The following is a 20440-nucleotide window of genomic DNA, read 5'->3' on the forward strand; positions in this document are numbered from 1 at the left end:
CCGCCCATGACGTACGCATGACACCCCGGACGGCGTCCCAAAACCGGCCGAACCCCTAGCCGGAGCCCCGAAATCCGCACATGCTGCGCACATGACAGCAAAACTGATGCAGCGTCAGCTGACGAGACGTCACATCCTTGGTATGGCCGCGCTCCAGACCGCGGCCACCCTCGGCCTCACCCGCATCAACCTCCAGTCCGCCCACGCCGCCGAGCCCGACGCGGTCGCATCCGCCCCCGCGATCGTCATCGGCTCCGGCTACGGCGCCGCCGTGGCCGCCCTCCGCCTCGGCCAGGCCGGCATCCGCACCCTCGTCCTGGAGATGGGCCGCGCCTGGAACACCCCCGGCTCCGACGGCAAGGTCTTCTGTTCGACCAGGGAGCCGGACGAGCGGTCCATGTGGTTCAAGACCCGGACGGAGGCCCCGCTCGCCACGTTCCTCTGGCTGGACGTCGTCAACAAGGACATCAGCCCCTACCCCGGCGTGCTGGACCGGGTCCGCTACGCCAACATGTCGGTCTTCCTCGGCCGGGGTGTCGGCGGCGGCTCCCTCGTCAACGGCAGCATGGCCGTCACTCCCCTCCGGTCGTACTTCGCCGAGCAGTTCCCGACCGTCGACACCGCCGAGATGTACGCGACGTACTTCCCCCGCGCCCGCTCCATGCTGGGTGTCAACACCATCGACCCCGCCTGGTTCGAGTCCACCGAGTGGTACCGCTTCAGCCGGATCTCCCGCGCCCACGCCGAGAAGACCGGCCTGAGGACCACCTTCGTCCCCAGCGTCTACGACTTCGGCCACATGCAGCGCGAGGCCGCCGGTACGGCGACGAAGTCGGCCCTCGCCGGTGAGGTCATCTACGGCAACAACCACGGCAAGAAGAGCCTCGACAAGACGTACCTGGCCGCCGCCCTCGGCACCGGCAACGTCACCATCCACACCATGGAACGGGCCAGGGGCATCCGCCGGCTGAGCGACGGCACGTACGTCGTCACCGCCGACCGTATCGACGGCACGGGCACGGTCGTCGAGACCAAGGAGTACGGCTGCACCTACCTGTTCCTCGGCGCCGGCAGCGTCGGCACCACCGAACTCCTCGTCCGCGCACGGGCGAAGGGCACCCTGCCCGCGCTGGACGCCGGTGTCGGCGCGGGCTGGGGCACCAACGGCAACGTGATGCTCGGCCGCGCCAACCACCTCTGGGACACCGTCGGTGCCAACCAGTCGACCATGCCGGTCCTGGGCATCGACGACTGGGCCAACACCTCCAACCCCGTCTTCGCGGAGATCGCCCCGCTGCCCACCGGTCTCGAACACTGGGTCAGCCTCTACCTGGCGATCACCAAGAACCCGGAGCGCGCCGCCTTCACGTACGACGCCGCGACCGACTCGGCGAAACTCGGCTGGAGCGCCGCCCAGAGCGCGGTCTCCGTGTCCATGGCCAAGAAGCTCTTCGACCGGATCAACTCCGCCAACGGCACGATCTACCGGTACGACCTGTTCGGCTCGTCCAACAAGGTGTTCGCCGACGACTTCACGTACCACCCGCTCGGCGGCTGTGTGCTGGGGAAGGCGACCGACGACTACGGGAGGGTCAAGGGGTATTCGAAGCTGTATGTCACCGACGGCTCGCTGGTGCCCGGCTCGATCGGCGTGAACCCCTTCGTCACGATCACCGCGCTCGCCGAACGCACGATGGCGCGGGTCCTCGCCGAGGACACCGCGCCATGAGCCGTGCGACCGTCGGCCGCCGGGTGACGGCCGACTACCGTGTGACCACTGGTTACTTCTGGTAGATCGCCTCGATCTCGTCCGCGAAGTCCTTCGCCACCACGTTCCGCTTGAGTTTCAGTGACGGCGTCAGGTGGCCCGAGTCCTCCGTGAACTGGGAGGAGAGAATGCGGAACTTCCGCACCGATTCCGCCTTCGACACCGCGGCGTTGCCGTCGTCGATCGCGGCCTGAACGGCCGCGTTCAGATCGGCGTCCGCGCTCAGCGACGCCGCGGTGGACCCCGCGGGCTTGCCGTGCTCGGCGGCCCAACGGCCCAGGAACTCCTCGTCGATGGTGACCAGCGCGCCCACGAAGGGCCGCCCGTCGCCCACCACCATGCACTCCGCGACCAGGGCGTGCGCCCGGATGCGGTCCTCGATCACGGCCGGGGCGACGTTCTTCCCGCCCGCGGTGACGATGATCTCCTTCTTGCGGCCGGTGATGCTGAGGTAGCCGTCCTCGTCGAGGGTGCCGATGTCACCGGTGTGGAACCAGCCGTCGGCCAGCGCCTCCTCGGTCGCGCGCGGGTTGTTCCAGTACCCCTGGAACAGGTGGTCGCCGTGCAGCAGCACCTCCCCGTCGTCCGCGATCCGGATCACGGACCCCGGCAGCGGCTGCCCGACCGTACCGATCTTCTGGCGGTCCCACGGGTTGAACGCGGTCGCCGCACAGGACTCCGTGAGGCCGTAGCCCTCCAGGACCGTGAAGCCGATGCCGCGGAAGAAGTGGCCGAGGCGCTCGCCCAGCGGGGCACCGCCCGAGATCGCGAACTCGCCCTTGCCGCCGAGCACCGCCCGCAGCTTGCTGTAGACGAGCTTGTCGAACACCTTGTGCCTGATCTTCAGGCCGAGGGTCGGGCCCGAGGGGCTGTCCAGCGCCTTGCTGTACGCGATCGCGGTGTCCGCGGCCTTGTCGAAGATCTTGCCCTTGCCGTCGGCCTGCGCCTTGGCCCGTGCCGAGTTGTAGACCTTCTCGAAGACGCGCGGCACCCCGAGGATCAGCGTCGGCCGGAAGGAGGCGAGCTCCTCGGTGAGGTTCTTGATGTCCGGCACGGTGCCCAGCTTGATCGGCGCCATCATCGGCGCGACCTGCACCAGCCGCCCGAAGACGTGCGCGAGCGGCAGGAACAGCAGCACACTGCACTCACCGGTACGGAACAACGGCCGCAGCCGCTCGACCACGTTGCCGCACTCGGCGAAGAAGCTGCGGTGGGTGAGCACACAGCCCTTGGGCTTGCCGGTCGTCCCGGAGGTGTAGACGATCGTCGCCGGGTCGTCGGCCTTCGCCAGCGAGCTGCGCTCCTCCACGGCCGCGTCGGTGACGTCCTGGCCGAGGCGCCCCAGTTCCTCCACACCGCCGCCCTCGATCTGCCAGACGTGCTTCAGCGCCGGCAGCCCGTCACGGACGGACTCTACGGCGGCCGTGTGCGTGTCCAGCTCCACGATCATGGCCGTCGCGCCCGAGTCGGCGAGGATCCACTGCACCTGCTCAGGCGAGCTGGTCTCGTACACCGGCACCGTGACCGCGCCCGCCGACCAGATCGCGAAGTCCAGCAGGGTCCATTCGTACCGCGTACGGGACATCAGTCCCACCCGGTCGCCCGGCTGGACCCCGGCGGCGATGAGCCCCTTCGCGGCCGTCCGCACCTCGGTGAGGAACTGGACCGCGTCGACGTCCTGCCAGGCACCGCCCACCTTGCGGGCGATGACGGCGACATCGGGATGCTGCGCGGCGTTTCTACGGACGATGTCGGTCAGATTGCCGTCCGTCGGGACCTCGTACAAAGCCGGAAGGCTGAACTCGCGCAAGACTGCTGCTCCTCATAGGGCGCCGGCGCCACGACTCTGTGTGTGCTGCGACGGTGCGGTCCATGGCTGGGACGAGCGCTCAGGCCTCACGGGGTTCCTCACTGGTTGAAAACCTGAGCACAACTGGACTGCCCGGACGTTACCCGCCGGTACGGGTTCTCCGCGAGGGGGGTCCGGCGAGATGTTCTCCGCGTCACACGTCGGGTTCTCCCCGGAAACAATAATCCCCTCACTTACTGACTGGCCAGTAACCGCACGTGCGAACGGCTCTGTTCACCTGAGCCGCACACGCCTACCCTTGATCGCCATGGCACCCACACCAGGCGGCAGTAACAGGACGCGCGTACACGTGGTCAGCGACGTGCACGGCAACACCCGCGACCTGGCCAGAGCGGGCGAGGGCGCCGACGCCCTGGTGTGCCTGGGCGACCTGGTCCTCTTCCTCGACTACGCCGACCACTCCCGCGGCATCTTCCCCGACCTCTTCGGCGCAGAGAACGCCACCCGGCTCGTCGAACTGCGCACCGCCAGGCGCTTCGAGGAGGCGCGTGAACTCGGTGCCCGGCTCTGGGCGGGCGTGGGGGAGGAGCGGTCCGCCGTGATCGAGAAGGCCGTCCGCAAGCAGTACGCCGGTATGTTCGCCGCCTTCCCCACGCCGACGTACGCCACCTACGGCAATGTCGATATACCGAGGCTGTGGCCGGAGTACGCGGGCGAGGGGACGACGGTGCTGGACGGCGAGCGGGTGGAGATCGGCGGACGGGTCTTCGGCTTCGTGGGCGGCGGGCTGCGCACGCCCATGCGGACGCCGTACGAGATCAGCGACGAGGAGTACGCGGCGAAGATCGAGGCGGTGGGAGAGGTGGACGTGCTGTGCACGCACATCCCGCCGGAGGTCCCCGAGCTGGTGTACGACACGGTCGCGCGCCGTTTCGAGCGGGGGAGCCGGGCGCTGCTGGAGGCGATCCGCCGGACGCGTCCCCGCTACTCGCTGTTCGGGCACGTCCACCAGCCCTTGGTGCGGCGGATGCGGATCGGGGCGACGGAGTGTGTGAACGTGGGGCACTTCGCGGGGAACGGGAAGCCGTGGGCGTTGGAGTGGTGAGTCCCTCCGCGCGGTAGCCTTCACGCTGCACATACGTGCGCACCCACCTCCCTCACCGGAACGTCTCTGGAGGAGCCACGGCGATGGCGGAATTCACCAGTTCGAGCATCACGATCGAGGCTGCGGCGGCCGACGTCATGGCAGTGATCGCCGACTTCGCCCGCTACCCGGACTGGACGGGCGAGGTGAAGGAGGCCGAGGTGCTGGAGACCGACGGTCAGGGCCGCGCCGAGCAGGTCCGGCTCGTCATGGACGCGGGCGCGATCAAGGACGACCAGACGCTGGCGTACACCTGGACCGGGGCGAACGAGGTGTCCTGGACGCTGGTCAAGTCCCAGATGCTGCGGTCGCTCGACGGGTCGTACATCCTCAAGCCGGTGAGTGACTCGGTGACCGAGGTGACGTACCAGCTGACCGTCGACGTGAAGATCCCGATGCTCGGGATGATCAAGCGCAAGGCGGAGAAGGTCATCATCGATCGGGCGTTGGCGGGGCTGAAGAAGCGGGTCGAGTCCGGGGCGTAGCCGTCGCCAGCGCGACGGGCTTGCACACCCACCCTCCCGACTCGCCGTGGTGGTGAGGGCGCCCGTGCGCCCAACAGCCCGGCGGGTTGTGTCGGATCGCGGCTGCAGGTCGTTCGTGGCCGGTAGCGCGAGCCCCCGCGTTCCCGGCGGGGCCGCGCCCCCCGACGGCGCGGCGTCGGTGGGGGCCGCACTGGGTTACCGTTCAGCCTCATGCGCACCATCCTGATCACCGGGCAAGGCGGCAGTGGCCGTACGACGGTCGCGGCCGCCACCGCGCTCGACGCGGCACGCGCGGGGGCGCGGACGCTCGTGCTGAGCGCGGACCGGATCGACGGCCTGCGGACGGTGCTGGGGGTGGCGACCGGAGCGGAGCCCGTCCGGGCCGCGCCGCGTCTCACTGCCTGGCGGCCCGATGCCGCGGCCGGCTTCCGCGAGGATCTCGTCGCCTTCCAGGACCGGGCCGCGTCCGTGCTGGATCTGCTGGGGGCCGGTCGGCTGGACGCCGAAGAACTCACGCCCCTGCCCGGCGCCGAGGAGCTCGCCCTGCTGCGGGCGCTGCGCGACGCCGCGCTCTCGGAGGCGTACGACCTGCTGGTCGTCGATCTGCCGCCCGCCCCGCAGGCGCTCGCCCTGCTGGGCCTGCCGGAGGAGCTGCGGAGGTATCTGCGCAGGCTGCTCCCGCCCGAGCGACAGGCGGCCCGTGCGCTGCGGCCGGTGCTGGGGCGGCTCGCCGGTGTGCCGATGCCCGCCGAGTGGCTGTACGAGACGGCCGCCCGGTGGGACGTGGAGCTGGCCGCCGTCGCGGCGGTCGTCGAGGACCCCGGGACGAGCGTGCGGCTGGTCGTGGAACCGGGTCCGGCGGGAGCCGATCACCTGCGTGTCGCGAGCGTGGGCCTGGCGCTGCGGGGCCTGCCCGTGGACGGGCTGATCGCCAACCGGGTGCTGCCGGACGGCATACAGGACAGCCGGCTCGCCGGCCTCGTCGCCCAGCAGCGCAAGGCGTTGGAGGAGTGGGAAGAGAGGGAGGGCGGCCGTTCCGTACGGCGCGTCGCCCACCTCGGGCACGATCCCCGCGGTGTCGACGACCTCACCGCTCTCCGCGTCCCCGGTACGGGTGACGCTCCCGCCCGCGTCGAGTGGGCCGTCACCGACAACCTCGCGGAGGAGGGCGTGCTCGTCTGGCGCATCCCGCTGCCCGGCGCGATACGCGAGGAGCTGGACCTCATCCGGCGCGGTGACGAGCTGGTCGTCACGGCGGGGCAGTTCCGCCGTATCGTTCCGCTGCCGTCGGCACTGCGCCGCTGCACGGTCGACGGCGCGGCCCTGCGCGACGGCTGCTTGAGGATCCGTTTCGCGCCGGACCCGCGGTTGTGGCCCCGGACCCGGTGAACCCCCTACGCCCGTTCGGGTAACGTCGAAGGTACGAACCGTAGGCAGGAGCCCGCCATGAGCGAAGAGCGCCCCACGTCCGACGCCGCTGGGAAGGACGCGGCCGAGGAGGCGCGGACGGCCGAGGAGGTGCGCGCGAGCGACCGGACCAGTGCGACCGACGCCGACGCCTGGGCCACCGCGTGCGAGGAGGACCTCGCCGCGGAGAAGGCCCGACGCCGGGCGCAGTACGGGCCACCGCCGGGCTCGGCCGCCGAGGAACTGCGCAAGCTCGTCGACACCGTCGCGGACAAGCTGTCCGGGCTGCAGTCGCCGTTGCTCGGCGCGGTCGCCGGGGGCGCGGCCCAGCAGATGGTCAACCAGGTCGTCCGGCAGGCCAAGGCCGCCGTCGAACCCGTCATCGAACGCAACCCGGACGTCTTCGACCACCTGGCCGCCGCCGGAGGCGAACTGCTCGCCGCGTACCGCTCCGCCGTCGAGGCCCAGGAGCGCCGCTGGACCCACCGGGACGCCGCTCACCGGGAAGGGCGCGACCAGGGCGACGATCCGGGCCCCGGAGAACGCATCGACCTGGACTGACGCCGGACCGTCCGCCCGGCGGACGCCGGGAGTCCTGGGGCAGGGCCTCGGGTACGGTTGGCCGTAGCGGGGCTCGACCGAAACTGAGGGATTCATGGGACTCACCATCGGCGTCGACATCGGCGGTACCAAGATCGCGGCCGGTGTGGTCGACGAGGAAGGCAACATCCTCTCGACCCACAAGGTGCCGACCCCGGGCACCCCCGAGGGGATCGTGGACGCCATCGCCGCCGCCGTCGAGGGCGCGCGAGCCGGACACGAGATCGTCGGTGTCGGCATCGGCGCGGCCGGTTACGTCAACCGTCAGCGGTCGACGGTCTACTTCGCCCCCAACATCGACTGGCGCAACGAGCCGCTCAAGGAGAAGGTCGAGGCCCGCGTGGGCCTGCCGGTCGTGGTGGAGAACGACGCCAACGCGGCCGCCTGGGGCGAGTACAAGTTCGGCGCCGGCAAGGGCCACCGCAACGTCATCTGCATCACCCTCGGCACCGGCCTGGGCGGCGGCATCATCATAGGCAACAAGCTGCGCCGCGGGCACTACGGAGTGGCGGCCGAGTTCGGCCACATCCGCATGGTCCCGGACGGGCTGCTGTGCGGCTGCGGCTCGCAGGGTTGCTGGGAGCAGTACGCGTCGGGCCGCGCCCTCGTCCGGTACGCCAAGCAGCGCGCCAACGCCACCCCGGAGAACGCGGAACTCCTCCTCGGCCTCGGCGACGGCACCCCCGACGGCATCGAGGGCAAGCACATCTCCATGGCCGCCCGCCAGGGCGACCCCGTCGCCGTCGACTCCTACCGCGAACTCGCCCGTTGGGCCGGCGCCGGCCTCGCCGACCTCGCCTCGCTCTTCGACCCGTCCGCCTTCATCGTCGGCGGAGGCCTCTCCGACGAGGGCGAACTGGTTCTCGACCCCATCCGCAAGTCCTACAAGCGCTGGCTCGTGGGCGGAAACTGGCGCCCGGTGGCCGAGGTCATCGCCGCCGAACTGGGCAACGAGGCAGGCCTGGTGGGCGCGGCGGACCTGGCGAGAGAACCCGACCCGATCATGTAGACACCGGCCAGCGGCACCCCCGCGCCCCGCTTCAGGGGCACCCCCGCGCCCGCTTCAGCGGCGCGGGGGACTGCGCGACCAGCCCTCGCCAGCGGTCGGCCGAACGAACGACCCGTGGTTTCCCGGCTCTCCCGGCGGAGCGCTGCCGCGTACATTGATCCACATGACGCCGCTCCCCAACTCCCGCACGAACTCCGACGGTTCGGCAACCATCCGCGTCCTCAGCTACAACATCCGCTCCATGCGGGACGACACCACCGCCCTCGCCCGAGTGATCACCGCCTGCGCCCCCGACCTGGTCCTCGTCCAGGAAGCCCCTCGTTTCTTCCGCTGGCAGAAGAAGCTCGCGAGGCTCGCCGCCGCCTCCGGCCTGGTCACCCTCTCCGGCGGCGCCACCGCCTCCGGGCCGGCACTGCTGTGCAACCTCCGGGCCACCGTCGAGCGCACCGAGGACATCCTGCTCCCCCTCACCCCCGGCCTGCACAGACGCGGCTTCGCCACGGCGGTGGTCCGCTTCGGCCGGGCCCGCCTCGGCGTCCTGTCCTGCCACCTCTCCCTGCAGAAGGACGAGCGGTACGCGCAGGGCGGCATGCTCCTCGACCGGCTGGCCGACCTGGGCGTGACGCACGCCGTCGCCGGCGGCGACCTCAACGAACGCCCCGACGGCCGTACGTTCCGCCGCCTGGCCGGCGAACTCCAGGACTGCTGGACCACCACCCCCTGGGGCGGCGAGTACACCTCCACCCCCGCCGACCCCCACCAGCGCATCGACGCGATCCTGGCCACCCCCGGCATCGAGGTCCTCGGCTGCGGGGTCCCCCTCGACCACCCCGGCATCACCGAGCACGACCTGAGGGCGGCCACGGACCACCTGCCGGTCCTGGCCGCCCTCCGGGTGCCCGCCGAGTCCTAGCAGGGCAGGCCGTTGCATGGCCTTGCCGTGCGCGGTGTCGGCGTACCGGTCGTAGAGGACGGCGAACAGCTCGGGCTCGTCCCGGGACCGCTCGATCACGCAGCATCACTGGCCTTGCGATCCTCGTCGCGGGTGCCGAAGCCCGGTGGTCCGACCGAGGTCACCGGGGCTCCTCTCCTTCGTCCGAACGCCTCGAAGGCTCGGGGCCGGCCCGGGTCGTCCAGCCGTACTTCGCCGTTCGCCGGGATCGAGTTCCGTTCCGCCCTACCGCTCCGCGAGAGCGCGGTCGTGCCGGCCGACCGTCGCCGCCAACAGCGAGGGCCCGCCCGGAACGCTCCCGGACGGGCCCTCGTACGGTGGCGGATCGGTCAGACGACCGCGCCCCGACCGGGATCGTCGTCGTCCTCGTCGTCGCTCTTCATCCGCATCACCAGAGTGGCGAAGCCGCCGAGGAAGCCGCCGATGCTGAGGGTGGTGAGCCACCAGGTCATGTCCCAGCCGAGCAGCACGGCGAGCAGCAGCAGCACGGGGCCGCCGACCATGCCGAGCCAGGCGAACTTGGCGGTGGCGTCGGCCTCCGGCAGCGGGGGAGGCTCGGGCGGCACGAAGTGGCCCTCGTCGTCCTCGTCGTCGGAGTCCTCGTCGCCCTTGTCCGGGTCCTCGCCGACCGGGTCCGGCACGCTGTAGTCACGCGGCCCCGAGCCGACGCCCGGGGCGAACGCGACCGAGCTGCCCAGTGGCCTCGGGGCGGCGGGGCCGGCCGCGTCGGGGGCCTTGTCCGTGGACTCCTCCGGCTCGGTCTCCAGCAGGGCCAGATCCTCCACCGACCGGAACGGCTTGGCGCCCGGCGGATCCGGCGGCTCCTGGCCGAACCCGGCCACGATCGCCCGCCACGCGGCGTCCTCGTCGAACGGCACCTGCTGCCTCTCACCCGTGGGCTGCTCCCCGCCCACGGGCTGTTCCTCACCGGTCGCCTCCTTGGACGAGGCGCCCGAAGAACCGCCCGTAGCGCCCGAGGACGTGCCCGTGGAGTCCGGGGAACTGCCCGTAGCGCCCGGGGAACTGCCCGTGGAGCCGGTGGGACTGCCCGTGGAACCTGCGGGGCCGCTGCCCGGGGAGTCGCCCCGCGAGTCGCCGTGGCGCTCGCCGAGGGGCGCTCCCGTCTCCTCCGGCTCACGCTCGGAGTCGTGCTCAGCCACCAGTGGCCGTCCCTTCCCTCTGCTCCAAGGACCCCGGACCGATCCGCTCCCCGGACCCCGAATCAGACTCCTGTACGGATTCCGCGTCGGACTCCCTCACGTGCGCCTCGTCCGACTCCGTCAGGTGCGCCGCGTCGGACTCTGTCACCAGCCGGGTGACGAACGCGTGGCTCTCTTCGAAGATCCGGTCCGCGTCGTGGTCCAACGTCGCGACATGGTGGCTCTGTTCCAGCAGGATCTCCGTGACGTCCGTCGATGACACCCGGCCGAGGACGCGCTCGGAGTCCACGGGCGGCACCACATGGTCCCGTGCGCTGTGCAACAGCAGCAACGGCTGGGTGACCTGGGGCAGTTCACCGTCGACGAGGCGGAGGAAGGTGCGCAGGGAGTGCGCCGCGTGCAGCGGCACATGGCTGTACCCCACCTCCTCGACGCCCTCCTTCGCGATGTCGCTGGTGATGCCCTTCGTGGTGGGAACGAAGTGACGGAGCAAGGGGAGGGCGTGCGCGGCCGGGCCGTGCACCTTGTTGGCGGGGTTGACGACCATCACGCCGTCGACCGCGTCCCCGTGCTTGGCGGCCAGCCGCAGCGCCAGCGCGCCGCCCATGGACAGCCCCGCCACGAAGACGTGCGTACAGCGCTCGCGCAGGGCCCGCAGCTCGCGGTCCACCTCCGCGTACCAGTCCTGCCAGCCGGTCGGCCGGAGGTCCTCCCAGCGGGTGCCGTGTCCCGGCAGCAGGGGCAGCGCGACGGTCAGACCCCGCGCGGCGAGGTACTCCGCCCAGGGGCGCAGCGACTGCGGGGACCCGGTGAATCCGTGGCAGAGGAGGACACCGACCTCCCCGCCTTCGTGGTGGAACGGCTCGGCGCCAGGAAGGACCGGCACGGTTCGGTCTCCTGTTCATGAGAAGGGTGTGAATGAGTCCGGATGTGGTTCACCGTACGCGACCGCACTGACACCGACCAGGGGCTTCGCTCGGTGGAGGGCCGGTGAAGGAGCCGGTGGGAAGACGCCCGAGGGAGCGGGTGGGGACCATCGGGGGTACCCGACGCCCGCCGGACCTGTCGGAGTCCCGCTCGGACGTCCGGGTTAAGGTCTGATCCACAGAACACAGAGAGGCACTCGGTTGTTGTACGGCGCGATGAAGGTCGCTATCGGGGGACCGCTCAAGGTCACCTTCAGGCCCTGGGTGGAGGGCCTGGAGAACATTCCGGCCGAGGGCGCCGCGGTGCTCGCGAGCAACCACCTCTCCTTCTCGGACTCGTTCTTCCTGCCCGCGGTCCTCGACCGCAAGGTCACGTTCATCGCGAAGGCCGAGTACTTCACCACCCCCGGCATCAAGGGCAAGCTGACGGCCGCCTTCTTCAAGGGCGTCGGCCAGCTCCCGGTGGACCGCTCCGGCGCGCGCGGCGCGGGCGAGGCCGCCGTCAAGAGCGGCATACAGGTGATCGAGAGCGGCGAGCTGTTCGGCATCTACCCCGAGGGCACCCGCTCGCCCGACGGCAGGCTCTACCGGGGCAAGCCCGGCGGCCTGGCCCGGGTGGCCCTCGCCACCGGCGCCCCCGTCATCCCCGTAGCGATGATCGACACGGAGAAGATCCAGCCCCCGGGCAAGGTCCTGCCCAAGGTCATGCGCCCCGGCATCCGGATCGGCAAGCCCCTCGACTTCAGCCGCTACCAGGGCATGGAGCACGACCGCTTCGTCCTGCGGGCGCTGACCGACGAGGTCATGTACGAGATCATGAAGCTCTCCGGCCAGGAGTACGTCGACATGTACGCGACCGCGGCCAAGCGGCAGATCGCGGACGCGGCCAAGGCGGAGAAGGGGGCCGAGAAGGCCGCCAAGGCCGCTCTGGCCAAGGCCGAGAGGGAACAGGCGGCCAAGGACCGGCAGGGTTCGTAACGGCCGCGTTCACGGGTACGGTCGCGTTCCCGGGCGCGACCGTCGTGGGCCGGGGCGGGGTGGGGGACATGCCGAAGCGCGAGAGAGTCATGAGAATGTCGGTCGAGCAGCCGCTGTGGCGCGCGCTCACCGGCTACCGGGTCCTGACGATGGTCTACGTCGTGGGCCTCTTCGTCAGCGCGTGCGGCAAGTTCGAGCGTCCCTGGCTGGCCGTCGCCTACCTCGCGGTGCTGGCCGGCTGGACGCTGATCACCCTGCCCAGGGTCGCGACCGCGGCCAACTGCACCAAGCGGTTCCTCGCCGCCGACCTCACCATCGCGATCGTCGGCATCCTGCTCACCCGGGTCGCCGACTCGGCCGCGCGGGTGGAGGCCGGGGGCCCGACGCTGCCGTCGATATGGACCGCCGGTGCCGTGCTGGCCTTCGCCATCAAGGGCGGCTGGCGGTGGGCCGCCTTCGCCTCCACGCTCGTCGGCGTCGCCAACCTGATCCACCGCGGAGCCCCCACCCGCGACACCATCCACAACGTGCTGCTGGTCTGGGTCGCGTCCATCGCCATCGGGTACGTGGTCGAGGTCGCCCGCGCCTCCGAGCGCACCCTCGCCCGCGCCCTGGAGATCGAGGCGGCCACCCGTGAGCGAGTACGCCTCGCCCGCGACATCCACGACAGCGTTCTGCAGGTTCTCGCCATGGTCCAGCGGCGCGGCACCGCGCTCGGCGGCGAGGCCGCCGAGCTGGGCCGGATGGCGGGCGAGCAGGAGGTCGCCCTGCGCACCCTGGTCTCCGGCGGCCTGGTCCCCGTCTCCCGGATCTCCGAGGACGCGGCCCACGGAGCGCTCGTACGGGCGGTCGACGAACCGGACGCAGCGGCGGCGGACGACCCCTCGACGGGCCCGGTGGACCTGCGCTCCCTCCTCGCCCCGTACGCCGGCGCGAAGATCACCCTTTCCGAGCCCGGCGCCCCGGTCCCGCTCGCCCCGCCGGTCGCGCGCGAGCTGGCAGGCGCCGTCGGTGCCGCCCTGGACAATGTGCGCGAGCACGCCGGAGACGGGGCCCGCGCCTGGATCCTGGTCGAGGACTGGCCGGAGGAGATCATCGTGACCGTACGGGACGATGGCCCCGGCATCCCCGAGGGCCGGCTCGCCCAGGCCGAGGGCGAGGGCCGGCTCGGAGTGGCCCTCTCCATCCGGGGTCGGCTGCGCGACATCGGCGGCACCGCCGAACTGATCTCGGTGCCGGGGCAGGGTACGGAAGTCGAACTGAAGGTGCCCAAGGCCGTGGAAGGGCCGAAGGGCGTACGGGGGAAGGCGGAGAAACGGTGACGGAGAGCGTGGAGAACGGCAGGCCGGCGTACGGCGGGTCGAGGGACGGCGGGACGGCGGACGGGCAGGCGCAGTCCGGCGGGCGCGGCCCGATCAGGGTCATGGTGGTCGACGACCACCCCATGTGGCGCGACGCCGTCGCCCGCGACCTCGCCGAGTCCGGCTTCGAGGTCGTCGCCACGGCGGGCGACGGCGAGCAGGCGGTGCGCCGCGCCCGGGCCGCCACGCCCGACGTCCTCGTCCTGGACCTGAACCTGCCCGCGAAGCCGGGGGTGCGGGTCTGCAAGGAACTGGTCGGCGCGAACCCCGCCCTGCGCGTCCTCGTCCTCTCGGCGAGCGGTGAGCACGCGGACGTGCTGGAGGCGGTGAAGTCCGGCGCGACGGGCTATCTGCTCAAATCGGCCTCGACGGAGGAACTGATCGACGCCGTACGCCGCACCGCCGTCGGCGACCCCGTCTTCACCCCCGGCCTCGCGGGCCTGGTCCTCGGCGAGTACCGCCGCCTCGCCTCGGAGCCCGCCCCCGCGCCGGGCGCCGACGAGCCCAAGGCCCCGCAGCTCACCGACCGTGAGACCGAGGTGCTGCGTCTGGTCGCCAAGGGCCTGAGCTACAAGCAGATCGCCGAGCGCCTCGTCATCTCCCACCGCACGGTCCAGAACCACGTCCAGAACACCCTCGGCAAGCTCCAACTCCACAACCGGGTGGAGCTGGTCCGCTATGCCATAGAGCGCGGTCTCGACGACGAGTAAACGTCGCGAATCACCCCATAGAGTGAAGGTAATTTGATCAACTTCAGCCAACTCCCCCTCAATCGGCCGTAATTCGCCGGAATTGACCTCCCGTTCATGCCGAAGTGACGTGGATCACTATTAGCGTGGCCCTCACCAGGCAACCGCGGCGAAGGGACATTTCCATGCGCGTCGGAGTACTGACCGGAGGCGGCGACTGCCCCGGACTCAACGCCGTCATCCGTGGCGTCGTCCGCAAGGGCGTGCAGGAGTACGGCTACGAGTTCGTCGGCTTCCGGGACGGCTGGCGGGGACCGCTGGAGAACGACACCGTCCGCCTCGACATCCCCGCCGTACGCGGCATCCTGCCCCGTGGCGGCACCATCCTCGGCTCCTCGCGCACCAACCCCCTCAAGCAGGAGAACGGCATCCGCCGCATCAAGGACAATCTCGCCAAACAGGAGGTGGAGGCGCTCGTCGCGGTCGGCGGCGAGGACACGCTGGGAGTGGCCGCGCGCCTGTCGGACGAGTACGGCGTCCCCTGCGTGGGCGTCCCCAAGACCATCGACAACGACCTCTCCGCCACGGACTACACCTTCGGCTTCGACACCGCCGTGGGCATCGCGACGGAGGCGATCGACCGTCTGCACACCACGGCCGAGTCCCATATGCGCGTCCTCGTCGTCGAGGTGATGGGCCGTCACGCCGGCTGGATCGCCATCCACTCCGGCCTCGCCGGCGGCGCGAACGCCATCCTCATCCCCGAACAGCGCTTCGACGTCGACAAGGTGTGCGCCTGGGTGACGTCCCGCTTCAAGGCCTCGTACGCGCCGATCGTGGTGGTGGCGGAGGGGGCCATGCCGAAGGACGGCGAGATGGTCCTGAAGGACGAGTCGCTGGACTCCTTCGGTCATGTCCGCCTCTCCGGCGTGGGTGAATGGCTGGCGAAAGAGATCGAGAAGCGGACGGGCAAGGAGGCCCGTACGACGGTGCTGGGCCATGTCCAACGCGGCGGTACGCCCTCCGCGTTCGACCGCTGGCTCGCCACCCGGTTCGGCCTCCACGCGATCGACGCCGTCCACGACCGCGACTTCGGCAAGATGGTCGCGCTGCGGGGCACGGACATCGTCCGCGTCCCCATCGCCGACGCCACGGCCAGGCTGAAGACCGTCGACCCCAAGCTGTACGAGGAGGTCGGAGTCTTCTTCGGCTGACCCGGGGGAGGGGCGCGGAAGAACTCGGGGGTTGCGGGTTCGTCGGCGGGTGCGGGTGGTTCGTGGTTGCTCGCGCAGTTCCCCGCGCCCCTGAAATGCAGGGGCTGCGGCCCCGTGCCTTTCGCCCTGAGTGGCCGCAGGCCCTCAAGGGGCGCGGGGAACTGCGCGACCAGCCCCCACCCACCCGCACCCGAAGAACGCACACCCGACGCCCCCAAGGGGGTCGAAGGGGCGCAGCCCCTGGGGACGGGACGGGTAGGGGCGGCGGGGGCGAAGAACCCTACAGCGCCCGCAGCGACCGAACCCCCGCCACCAACTCCCGCACCACACCCAGGCCATCCAACGTCAACACGGACTCAGGATGGAACTGAACCCCCGCGAACCCGGGCCCCCGCAACGCGTGCACCTCTCCACCCCCACGCCCACCACGACTGACCTCCACCCCACGCGCCACCAGCCCACCCGCAGCCTCGTCGTCGCAGTACGCCACGAAACTGTTGTAGAACCCGACCGTCTCCCTCCTCCCGAACAGATCGATCGAGACCTGAGCCCCCTGGTACGGCACCTCCTTCCGCACGATCCCCAGCCCCAACTCCGCCGCGATGAGTTCGTGCCCGAGACACACCCCGAGCACCCCGTACCGGTGCCCCCGCACCACCTCCGCGGTCAGCCCTCGCAGAAACCGCATCCTGGGATCCCGCAGGTCCCCCGGATCCCCTGGCCCGGGCCCCAGCACCACGACCCCCTCGTGCGCGAGCACACCCTCCCGCAGCCCCGGCTCGTCGTACCGCCGCACCGTCACCTCGAGCCCCGAGGACCGCAGCAGATGCGCGAGCATCGCGGTGAACGTGTCCTCGGCGTCCACGACGAGCGCGTGCCCGGCCGGCTCGGCCGTCCGCTCCCGCATCCGCAGCCAGAACGGCGCCAACGACTCGCGGCGCCCGTCCAACGCCGCCCGCACCCGGGGATCGTCGGCCAGCCCCGCCCGCACCCGCTCCCGAGCCGGCCGCCCCGGCCGTACCCCCAGCGCCGCCAGCACGCCCGCGGCCTTGGCATGCGTCTCCGCGACCTCGCCCGTCGGATCGGACCCCCGCACCAGCGTCGCCCCCACCGGCACCTTCAGCCGCCCGTCCGCGGCGATGTCGGCCGTACGGATCAGAATCGGCGAGTCCAGGGTCTGCGCACCCCCCGAGTCCCGCCCCAGCAGGGCCAGGGCCCCGGCGTAGTACCCGCGCCCACCCACCTCGTGCCGCTCGATCACCCGGCACGCGTTCTGCACCGGGGACCCGGTGACCGTCGCGGCGAACATCGTCTCCTTCAGCACCTCCCGCACATCCAGCGACGACCGCCCGCGCAGCTCGTACTCGGTGTGCGCGAGGTGCGCCATCTCCTTCAGCCGGGGCCCGATCACGACCCCGCCCATGTCGCCGACCGTGCACATCATCTTGAGCTCCTCGTCGACGACCATCGAGAGCTCCTCGATCTCCTTGCCGTCGGCGAGGAAGGTCAACAGGTCCTCCGGCGTGGGCCCCTCGGCCGGGTAGCGGTAGGTCCCGCTGATCGGGTTCATCACGACCGTCCCGCCGGACATCCGGACATGCACCTCGGGCGAGGCGCCCACCAGCGTGCGCTCACCGGTGTGGACCACGAACGTCCAGTAGGCGCCCCGCTCGCCCTCCAGCAGCCGCCGGAACAGTGCGAGCGCGTCGGCGCGCCCGAACCCGGGGATCGCGCCCTCGTACGTCCGCCGGATCACGAAGTTCGCGCCCTCGCCCCGCCCGATCTCCTCGCGCAGCACCCGTCCGACGATCTCCGCGTACTCCTCGTCGTCCACGTCGAAGCCACCGCCCCCGACCCGGACGTCGTGCCCGGGCAGCTCGGCGAGGACCCGGTCCAGCGGCAGCTCGTAGCGCTCCTGCGGCACCATGACCGCCAGGGGCGTCCCGTCGTCGCGGACGTCGAAGCCGCGTTCGCGGATCTGCCGGAAGGGCACGAGCGCCAGCCCCTCGTCGGGAAGGTCGGCGAGCCGTTCGCACGTGGTCACCGGGCCGATCAGCAGCTCCACCGTGTCGTGGTCGATGCCGGGTGTGCGGCGGCGGAGCAGGGCGAACGGGCGGTCGTCGTACGGGAGCCTGGTCAGGTCCATGGGTTCCTCTTCCCTGGGAGATCACGGTCGTCGCGGTGATCGGGGAGGAACGGCCGGGCCCTGGAAACACCGAAGGCCGCCCCTCGGGCGGCCTTCGCGAAGTTGTGCGTACGCGCAGTCAGTGGGCCGCCGGATGAGCGGTCCACCACCAGTTCTGGGTCGGATGCGCGAACATGCGCCGCACCTTACCGGACGACTGCCGGAAACTCACACGATCGACACCCCACAGTCGGCTTGCACCCGGGTCGGTGACACCCGGGCCCCGAGGCCGTGCGACACGACCGTCGACGGAGAGTTCGAGGCCGTCGAGGCAGCCGACGAGCGACGCAACGCCTGTGACGGCTGCGCGGGCGGGGCCAACCTCTCGCTGCGCACGGTCTTCGCCGTCGGCTTCACCGACCCGGTGGTCATGGACCTGCACTGACGCCCGCACCCACTCCGTCCACGGACCCCCGCTCCGATCGAGCGGGGTTCGTCTCACTTGATGAGCAGGGGGATGGACGCCCGACACGACCCCGTAATGTGGACGTCGTGACCGTGAACGCTAAGTCCAGCGCGAGCGCTGGCAACACCTGGCGAGACCTGCCCGCGGCGCAGCAGCCCGAGTACCCCGACACCGAGGCTCTGCGCGCAGTCGTTGCGGAGCTCGAGTCGTATCCGCCGCTCGTCTTCGCGGGCGAGTGCGACCAGCTGCGCGCCCGGATGGCGTCCGTCGCCAAGGGAGAGGCGTTCCTCCTCCAGGGCGGCGACTGCGCCGAGGCCTTCGACGCCGTATCGGCCGACCACATCCGCAACAAGCTGAAGACGCTGCTCCAGATGGGTGCGGTCCTCACGTACGCGGCCTCCGTGCCGGTCGTGAAGGTCGGCCGTATCGCCGGGCAGTACTCCAAGCCCCGCTCCAAGCCGACCGAGACCCGTGACGGCGTGACGCTCCCGACCTACCGGGGCGACTCCGTCAACGGCTTCGACTTCACCGAAGAGGCCCGTGTCCCGGACCCCGAGCGGCTGAAGCGGATGTACCACGCCTCCGCCTCCACGCTCAACCTGGTCCGCGCCTTCACCACCGGCGGTTACGCCGACCTGCGCCAGGTGCACGCCTGGAATCAGGACTTCGTGAAGTCGTCCCCGTCCGGCCAGCGCTACGAGCAGCTCGCCCGCGAGATCGACAACGCGCTGAACTTCATGCACGCCTGCGGGGCCGACCCGGAGGAGTTCCGCACCGTCGAGTTCTTCTCCTCGCACGAGGCGCTGCTGCTCGACTACGAGTCGGCGCTGACCCGCGTGGACTCGCGCACGGGCCGGCTGTACGACGTCTCCGCGCACATGGTGTGGATCGGTGAGCGCACCCGTCAGCTCGACCACGCGCACATCGAGTTCGCCTCGAAGATCCGCAACCCGATCGGGATCAAGCTCGGCCCGACGACCACGGCCGAGGACGCGCTGCAGTACATCGAGCGCCTCGACCCCGACCGTGAGCCGGGCCGGCTGACCTTCATCGTCCGCATGGGCGCCGACAAGGTCCGCGACAAGCTGCCCGAGCTGGTCGAGAAGGTCACCGCCTCCGGCGCGACCGTGGCCTGGGTGACCGACCCGATGCACGGCAACACCTTCGAGGCGGCCTCCGGCCACAAGACCCGCCGCTTCGACGACGTGCTCGACGAGGTCAAGGGCTTCTTCGAGGTCCACAAGGGTCTGGGCACCCACCCGGGCGGCATCCACGTGGAGCTCACCGGTGACGACGTCACCGAGTGCGTGGGCGGCGGCGACGAGATCTTCGTCGACGACCTGCACCAGCGCTACGAGACCGCCTGCGACCCCCGGCTCAACCGCAGCCAGTCCCTGGACCTGGCGTTCCTCGTCGCCGAGCTGTACCGGGACTAGTAGGAGATCAACAGTGGATGCGCCTGTTACAGGGGCATGAGGTGGGGCGCGGATCACATGAGATCCGCGCCCCGCTCCACTTTTGCGGCTCTTATGCGCCGGGTAAGGTTAGGTTAGCCTCACCGATCATCGGGACGGCCTCACTCATCGATCCCGGCGGGAGGTGGACCGCGTGTTCGTCTGCAGTTGCTTCGGCGTCACCGAGCAGCAGGTCAAGAAGCACGCGGCGGACGGCGCCTGCACCCCGCGCCAGATCGCGTCCGCCTGCAAGGCGGGCACGGACTGCGGTTCGTGCGTACGGCGCATCCAGGCGATCCTGGGCAGGGGCGCCTGCCCGCGCCCCGAGTCGGCCGACCGGCGCGTGCCGGTCCTCACCGGGCTCGAGGAAGCGGCGTAGCTCAGCTCTCCGGCTGCTCGATGAGCTGCGCGATGTAGAGCGCCTCGCCGAGCTTCTCCAGCAGCTCCAGCTGTGTGTCGAGGTAGTCGATGTGGTGCTCCTCGTCCGCGAGGATCGACTCGAAGATGTTGGCGGACGTGATGTCGCCCTTGTTGCGCATCACCTCGATGCCGCGCTTGAGGCGGTCGATCGCCTCGACCTCGATCTGCCGGTCGGCCTCGAACATCTCCTTGACCGTCTGGCCCACGCGGACGTGGAAGAGGCGCTGGTAGTTCGGCAGGCCCTCCAGGAAGAGGATCCGGTCGGTGAGCACCTCCGCGTGCTTCATCTCGTCGAACGACTCGTGCCGCGTGTACTTCGCGAGCTTGGTCCAGCCGAAGTTCTCCTGCATCTTCGCGTGCAGGAAGTACTGGTTGATCGCGGTCAGCTCAGCGGTCAGCTGCTCGTTGAGGAATTCGATGACCTCGGGGTCGCCCTGCATCGCAGAGGCTCCTTCCAAGCGGGGGACTGGGA

Annotated in this window: 20 protein-coding genes; 14 read left to right on the top strand and 6 right to left on the bottom strand. The window is 70.8% G+C overall.

What is annotated here, in order from left to right:
* The first annotated feature begins 142 nt into the window (after positions 1–142).
* On the top strand, positions 143–1729 hold the full coding sequence (locus tag ACFY9I_RS28915) for a GMC oxidoreductase (RefSeq protein WP_391007003.1): 1587 nt from the start codon (positions 143–145) through the stop codon (positions 1727–1729).
* Between the two features lie 52 nt (positions 1730–1781).
* On the opposite strand, the gene ACFY9I_RS28920 is transcribed toward ACFY9I_RS28915, so the two are convergent.
* Positions 1782–3578 carry an AMP-binding protein gene (locus tag ACFY9I_RS28920; protein WP_391006863.1) on the bottom strand — a complete coding sequence of 599 codons (1797 nt, stop codon included), beginning with the start codon at positions 3576–3578 and terminating at the stop codon, positions 1782–1784.
* Between the two features lie 307 nt (positions 3579–3885).
* Here ACFY9I_RS28920 and ACFY9I_RS28925 point away from each other — a divergent pair, with 307 nt between their 5' ends.
* From ACFY9I_RS28925 to ACFY9I_RS28950, 6 genes are all read left to right on the top strand, one after another.
* Positions 3886–4683 (top strand): metallophosphoesterase, encoded by a 798-nt coding sequence (locus ACFY9I_RS28925; RefSeq protein ID WP_391006865.1) that lies wholly within the window; start codon positions 3886–3888, stop codon positions 4681–4683.
* Positions 4684–4766: 83 nt separating this feature from the next.
* Positions 4767–5207, top strand: a complete 441-nt coding sequence (locus ACFY9I_RS28930) for an SRPBCC family protein (RefSeq protein WP_391006866.1) — start codon at positions 4767–4769, stop codon at positions 5205–5207.
* Positions 5208–5417: 210 nt separating this feature from the next.
* Entirely contained in the window at positions 5418–6596 is a 1179-nt protein-coding gene (locus ACFY9I_RS28935; protein WP_391006868.1) for an ArsA-related P-loop ATPase, read from the top strand.
* Positions 6597–6653: 57 nt separating this feature from the next.
* The gene (locus tag ACFY9I_RS28940) at positions 6654–7175 is read left to right on the top strand and encodes a DUF5304 family protein (protein WP_391006870.1); all 522 of its coding nucleotides are present in this window, start codon (positions 6654–6656) and stop codon (positions 7173–7175) included.
* Positions 7176–7269: 94 nt separating this feature from the next.
* Positions 7270–8223, top strand: coding sequence for an ROK family glucokinase (locus tag ACFY9I_RS28945; protein WP_391006872.1), 954 nt, complete (start codon positions 7270–7272; stop codon positions 8221–8223).
* 163 nt (positions 8224–8386) lie between these two features.
* Positions 8387–9136 carry an endonuclease/exonuclease/phosphatase family protein gene (locus tag ACFY9I_RS28950; RefSeq protein WP_391006874.1) on the top strand — a complete coding sequence of 250 codons (750 nt, stop codon included), beginning with the start codon at positions 8387–8389 and terminating at the stop codon, positions 9134–9136.
* Between the two features lie 368 nt (positions 9137–9504).
* On the opposite strand, the gene ACFY9I_RS28955 is transcribed toward ACFY9I_RS28950, so the two are convergent.
* Both ACFY9I_RS28955 and ACFY9I_RS28960 read right to left on the bottom strand, forming a co-directional pair.
* On the bottom strand, positions 9505–10335 hold the full coding sequence (locus ACFY9I_RS28955) for a hypothetical protein (protein WP_391006875.1): 831 nt from the start codon (positions 10333–10335) through the stop codon (positions 9505–9507).
* Positions 10328–11221: an alpha/beta fold hydrolase gene (locus ACFY9I_RS28960; protein ID WP_391006877.1), complete on the bottom strand. Its 894-nt coding sequence runs from the start codon at positions 11219–11221 to the stop codon at positions 10328–10330. The genes ACFY9I_RS28955 and ACFY9I_RS28960 overlap by 8 nt, the downstream gene beginning before the upstream one ends.
* A 256-nt stretch (positions 11222–11477) precedes the next feature.
* Between ACFY9I_RS28960 and ACFY9I_RS28965 the strand changes: the two genes are divergently transcribed.
* The 4 genes from ACFY9I_RS28965 to ACFY9I_RS28980 all read left to right on the top strand — a co-directional run bounded on the left by ACFY9I_RS28965 (position 11478) and on the right by ACFY9I_RS28980 (position 15503).
* A complete protein-coding gene (locus ACFY9I_RS28965) occupies positions 11478–12239 on the top strand; it encodes a 1-acyl-sn-glycerol-3-phosphate acyltransferase (protein ID WP_391006879.1) in 762 nt (253 codons plus the stop codon).
* Between the two features lie 68 nt (positions 12240–12307).
* A complete protein-coding gene (gene macS, locus ACFY9I_RS28970; RefSeq protein WP_391006881.1) occupies positions 12308–13561 on the top strand; it encodes a MacS family sensor histidine kinase in 1254 nt (417 codons plus the stop codon).
* Positions 13562–13662: 101 nt separating this feature from the next.
* Positions 13663–14310 (top strand): response regulator, encoded by a 648-nt coding sequence (locus ACFY9I_RS28975; RefSeq protein WP_391007004.1) that lies wholly within the window; start codon positions 13663–13665, stop codon positions 14308–14310.
* 164 nt (positions 14311–14474) lie between these two features.
* Entirely contained in the window at positions 14475–15503 is a 1029-nt protein-coding gene (locus tag ACFY9I_RS28980; RefSeq protein ID WP_391006883.1) for an ATP-dependent 6-phosphofructokinase, read from the top strand.
* A 280-nt stretch (positions 15504–15783) separates the two neighbouring features.
* Here the strand turns inward: ACFY9I_RS28980 and ACFY9I_RS28985 are convergent, their stop codons facing one another.
* Both ACFY9I_RS28985 and ACFY9I_RS28990 read right to left on the bottom strand, forming a co-directional pair.
* Positions 15784–17649: a chorismate-binding protein gene (locus tag ACFY9I_RS28985; protein ID WP_391006885.1), complete on the bottom strand. Its 1866-nt coding sequence runs from the start codon at positions 17647–17649 to the stop codon at positions 15784–15786.
* Between the two features lie 118 nt (positions 17650–17767).
* A complete protein-coding gene (locus ACFY9I_RS28990) occupies positions 17768–17824 on the bottom strand; it encodes a trp operon leader peptide (RefSeq protein ID WP_352173385.1) in 57 nt (18 codons plus the stop codon).
* Here ACFY9I_RS28990 and ACFY9I_RS28995 point away from each other — a divergent pair.
* The 3 genes from ACFY9I_RS28995 (at position 17813) to ACFY9I_RS29005 (ending at position 19927) form a co-directional block, all read left to right on the top strand.
* Positions 17813–18073, top strand: a complete 261-nt coding sequence (locus tag ACFY9I_RS28995; protein WP_391007014.1) for a hypothetical protein — start codon at positions 17813–17815, stop codon at positions 18071–18073. The two genes, ACFY9I_RS28990 and ACFY9I_RS28995, sit on opposite strands and share 12 nt — an antisense overlap.
* Before the next feature lie 107 nt (positions 18074–18180).
* The gene (locus ACFY9I_RS29000; protein WP_391006887.1) at positions 18181–19530 is read left to right on the top strand and encodes a class II 3-deoxy-7-phosphoheptulonate synthase; all 1350 of its coding nucleotides are present in this window, start codon (positions 18181–18183) and stop codon (positions 19528–19530) included.
* Positions 19531–19693: 163 nt separating this feature from the next.
* Positions 19694–19927, top strand: coding sequence for a (2Fe-2S)-binding protein (locus ACFY9I_RS29005; protein ID WP_391006889.1), 234 nt, complete (start codon positions 19694–19696; stop codon positions 19925–19927).
* Position 19928: 1 nt separating this feature from the next.
* On the opposite strand, the gene bfr is transcribed toward ACFY9I_RS29005, so the two are convergent.
* On the bottom strand, positions 19929–20408 hold the full coding sequence (bfr, locus tag ACFY9I_RS29010; protein WP_391006891.1) for a bacterioferritin: 480 nt from the start codon (positions 20406–20408) through the stop codon (positions 19929–19931).
* Positions 20409–20440: the final 32 nt, after the last annotated feature.

The organism is Streptomyces sp. NPDC012510, from assembly GCF_042955065.1.
Taxonomy (GTDB): Bacteria; Actinomycetota; Actinomycetes; order Streptomycetales; family Streptomycetaceae; genus Streptomyces.

Bases quoted from the DNA above. Each gene is read 5' to 3' on its own strand.
- ACFY9I_RS28930 (WP_391006866.1), top strand. From the start codon at position 4,767: ATGGCGGAATTCACCAGTTCGAGCATCACGATCGAGGCTGCGGCGGCC.
- macS (WP_391006881.1), top strand. From the start codon at position 12,308: ATGCCGAAGCGCGAGAGAGTCATGAGAATGTCGGTCGAGCAGCCGCTG.
- ACFY9I_RS28935 (WP_391006868.1), top strand. From the start codon at position 5,418: ATGCGCACCATCCTGATCACCGGGCAAGGCGGCAGTGGCCGTACGACG.
- ACFY9I_RS28975 (WP_391007004.1), top strand. From the start codon at position 13,663: ATGGTGGTCGACGACCACCCCATGTGGCGCGACGCCGTCGCCCGCGAC.
- ACFY9I_RS28980 (WP_391006883.1), top strand. From the start codon at position 14,475: ATGCGCGTCGGAGTACTGACCGGAGGCGGCGACTGCCCCGGACTCAAC.
- ACFY9I_RS28940 (WP_391006870.1), top strand. From the start codon at position 6,654: ATGAGCGAAGAGCGCCCCACGTCCGACGCCGCTGGGAAGGACGCGGCC.
- ACFY9I_RS28965 (WP_391006879.1), top strand. From the start codon at position 11,478: ATGAAGGTCGCTATCGGGGGACCGCTCAAGGTCACCTTCAGGCCCTGG.
- ACFY9I_RS28985 (WP_391006885.1), bottom strand. From the start codon at position 17,649: ATGGACCTGACCAGGCTCCCGTACGACGACCGCCCGTTCGCCCTGCTC.
- ACFY9I_RS28925 (WP_391006865.1), top strand. From the start codon at position 3,886: ATGGCACCCACACCAGGCGGCAGTAACAGGACGCGCGTACACGTGGTC.
- bfr (WP_391006891.1), bottom strand. From the start codon at position 20,408: ATGCAGGGCGACCCCGAGGTCATCGAATTCCTCAACGAGCAGCTGACC.
- ACFY9I_RS28950 (WP_391006874.1), top strand. From the start codon at position 8,387: ATGACGCCGCTCCCCAACTCCCGCACGAACTCCGACGGTTCGGCAACC.
- ACFY9I_RS28995 (WP_391007014.1), top strand. From the start codon at position 17,813: ATGCGCGAACATGCGCCGCACCTTACCGGACGACTGCCGGAAACTCAC.
- ACFY9I_RS28915 (WP_391007003.1), top strand. From the start codon at position 143: ATGGCCGCGCTCCAGACCGCGGCCACCCTCGGCCTCACCCGCATCAAC.
- ACFY9I_RS28945 (WP_391006872.1), top strand. From the start codon at position 7,270: ATGGGACTCACCATCGGCGTCGACATCGGCGGTACCAAGATCGCGGCC.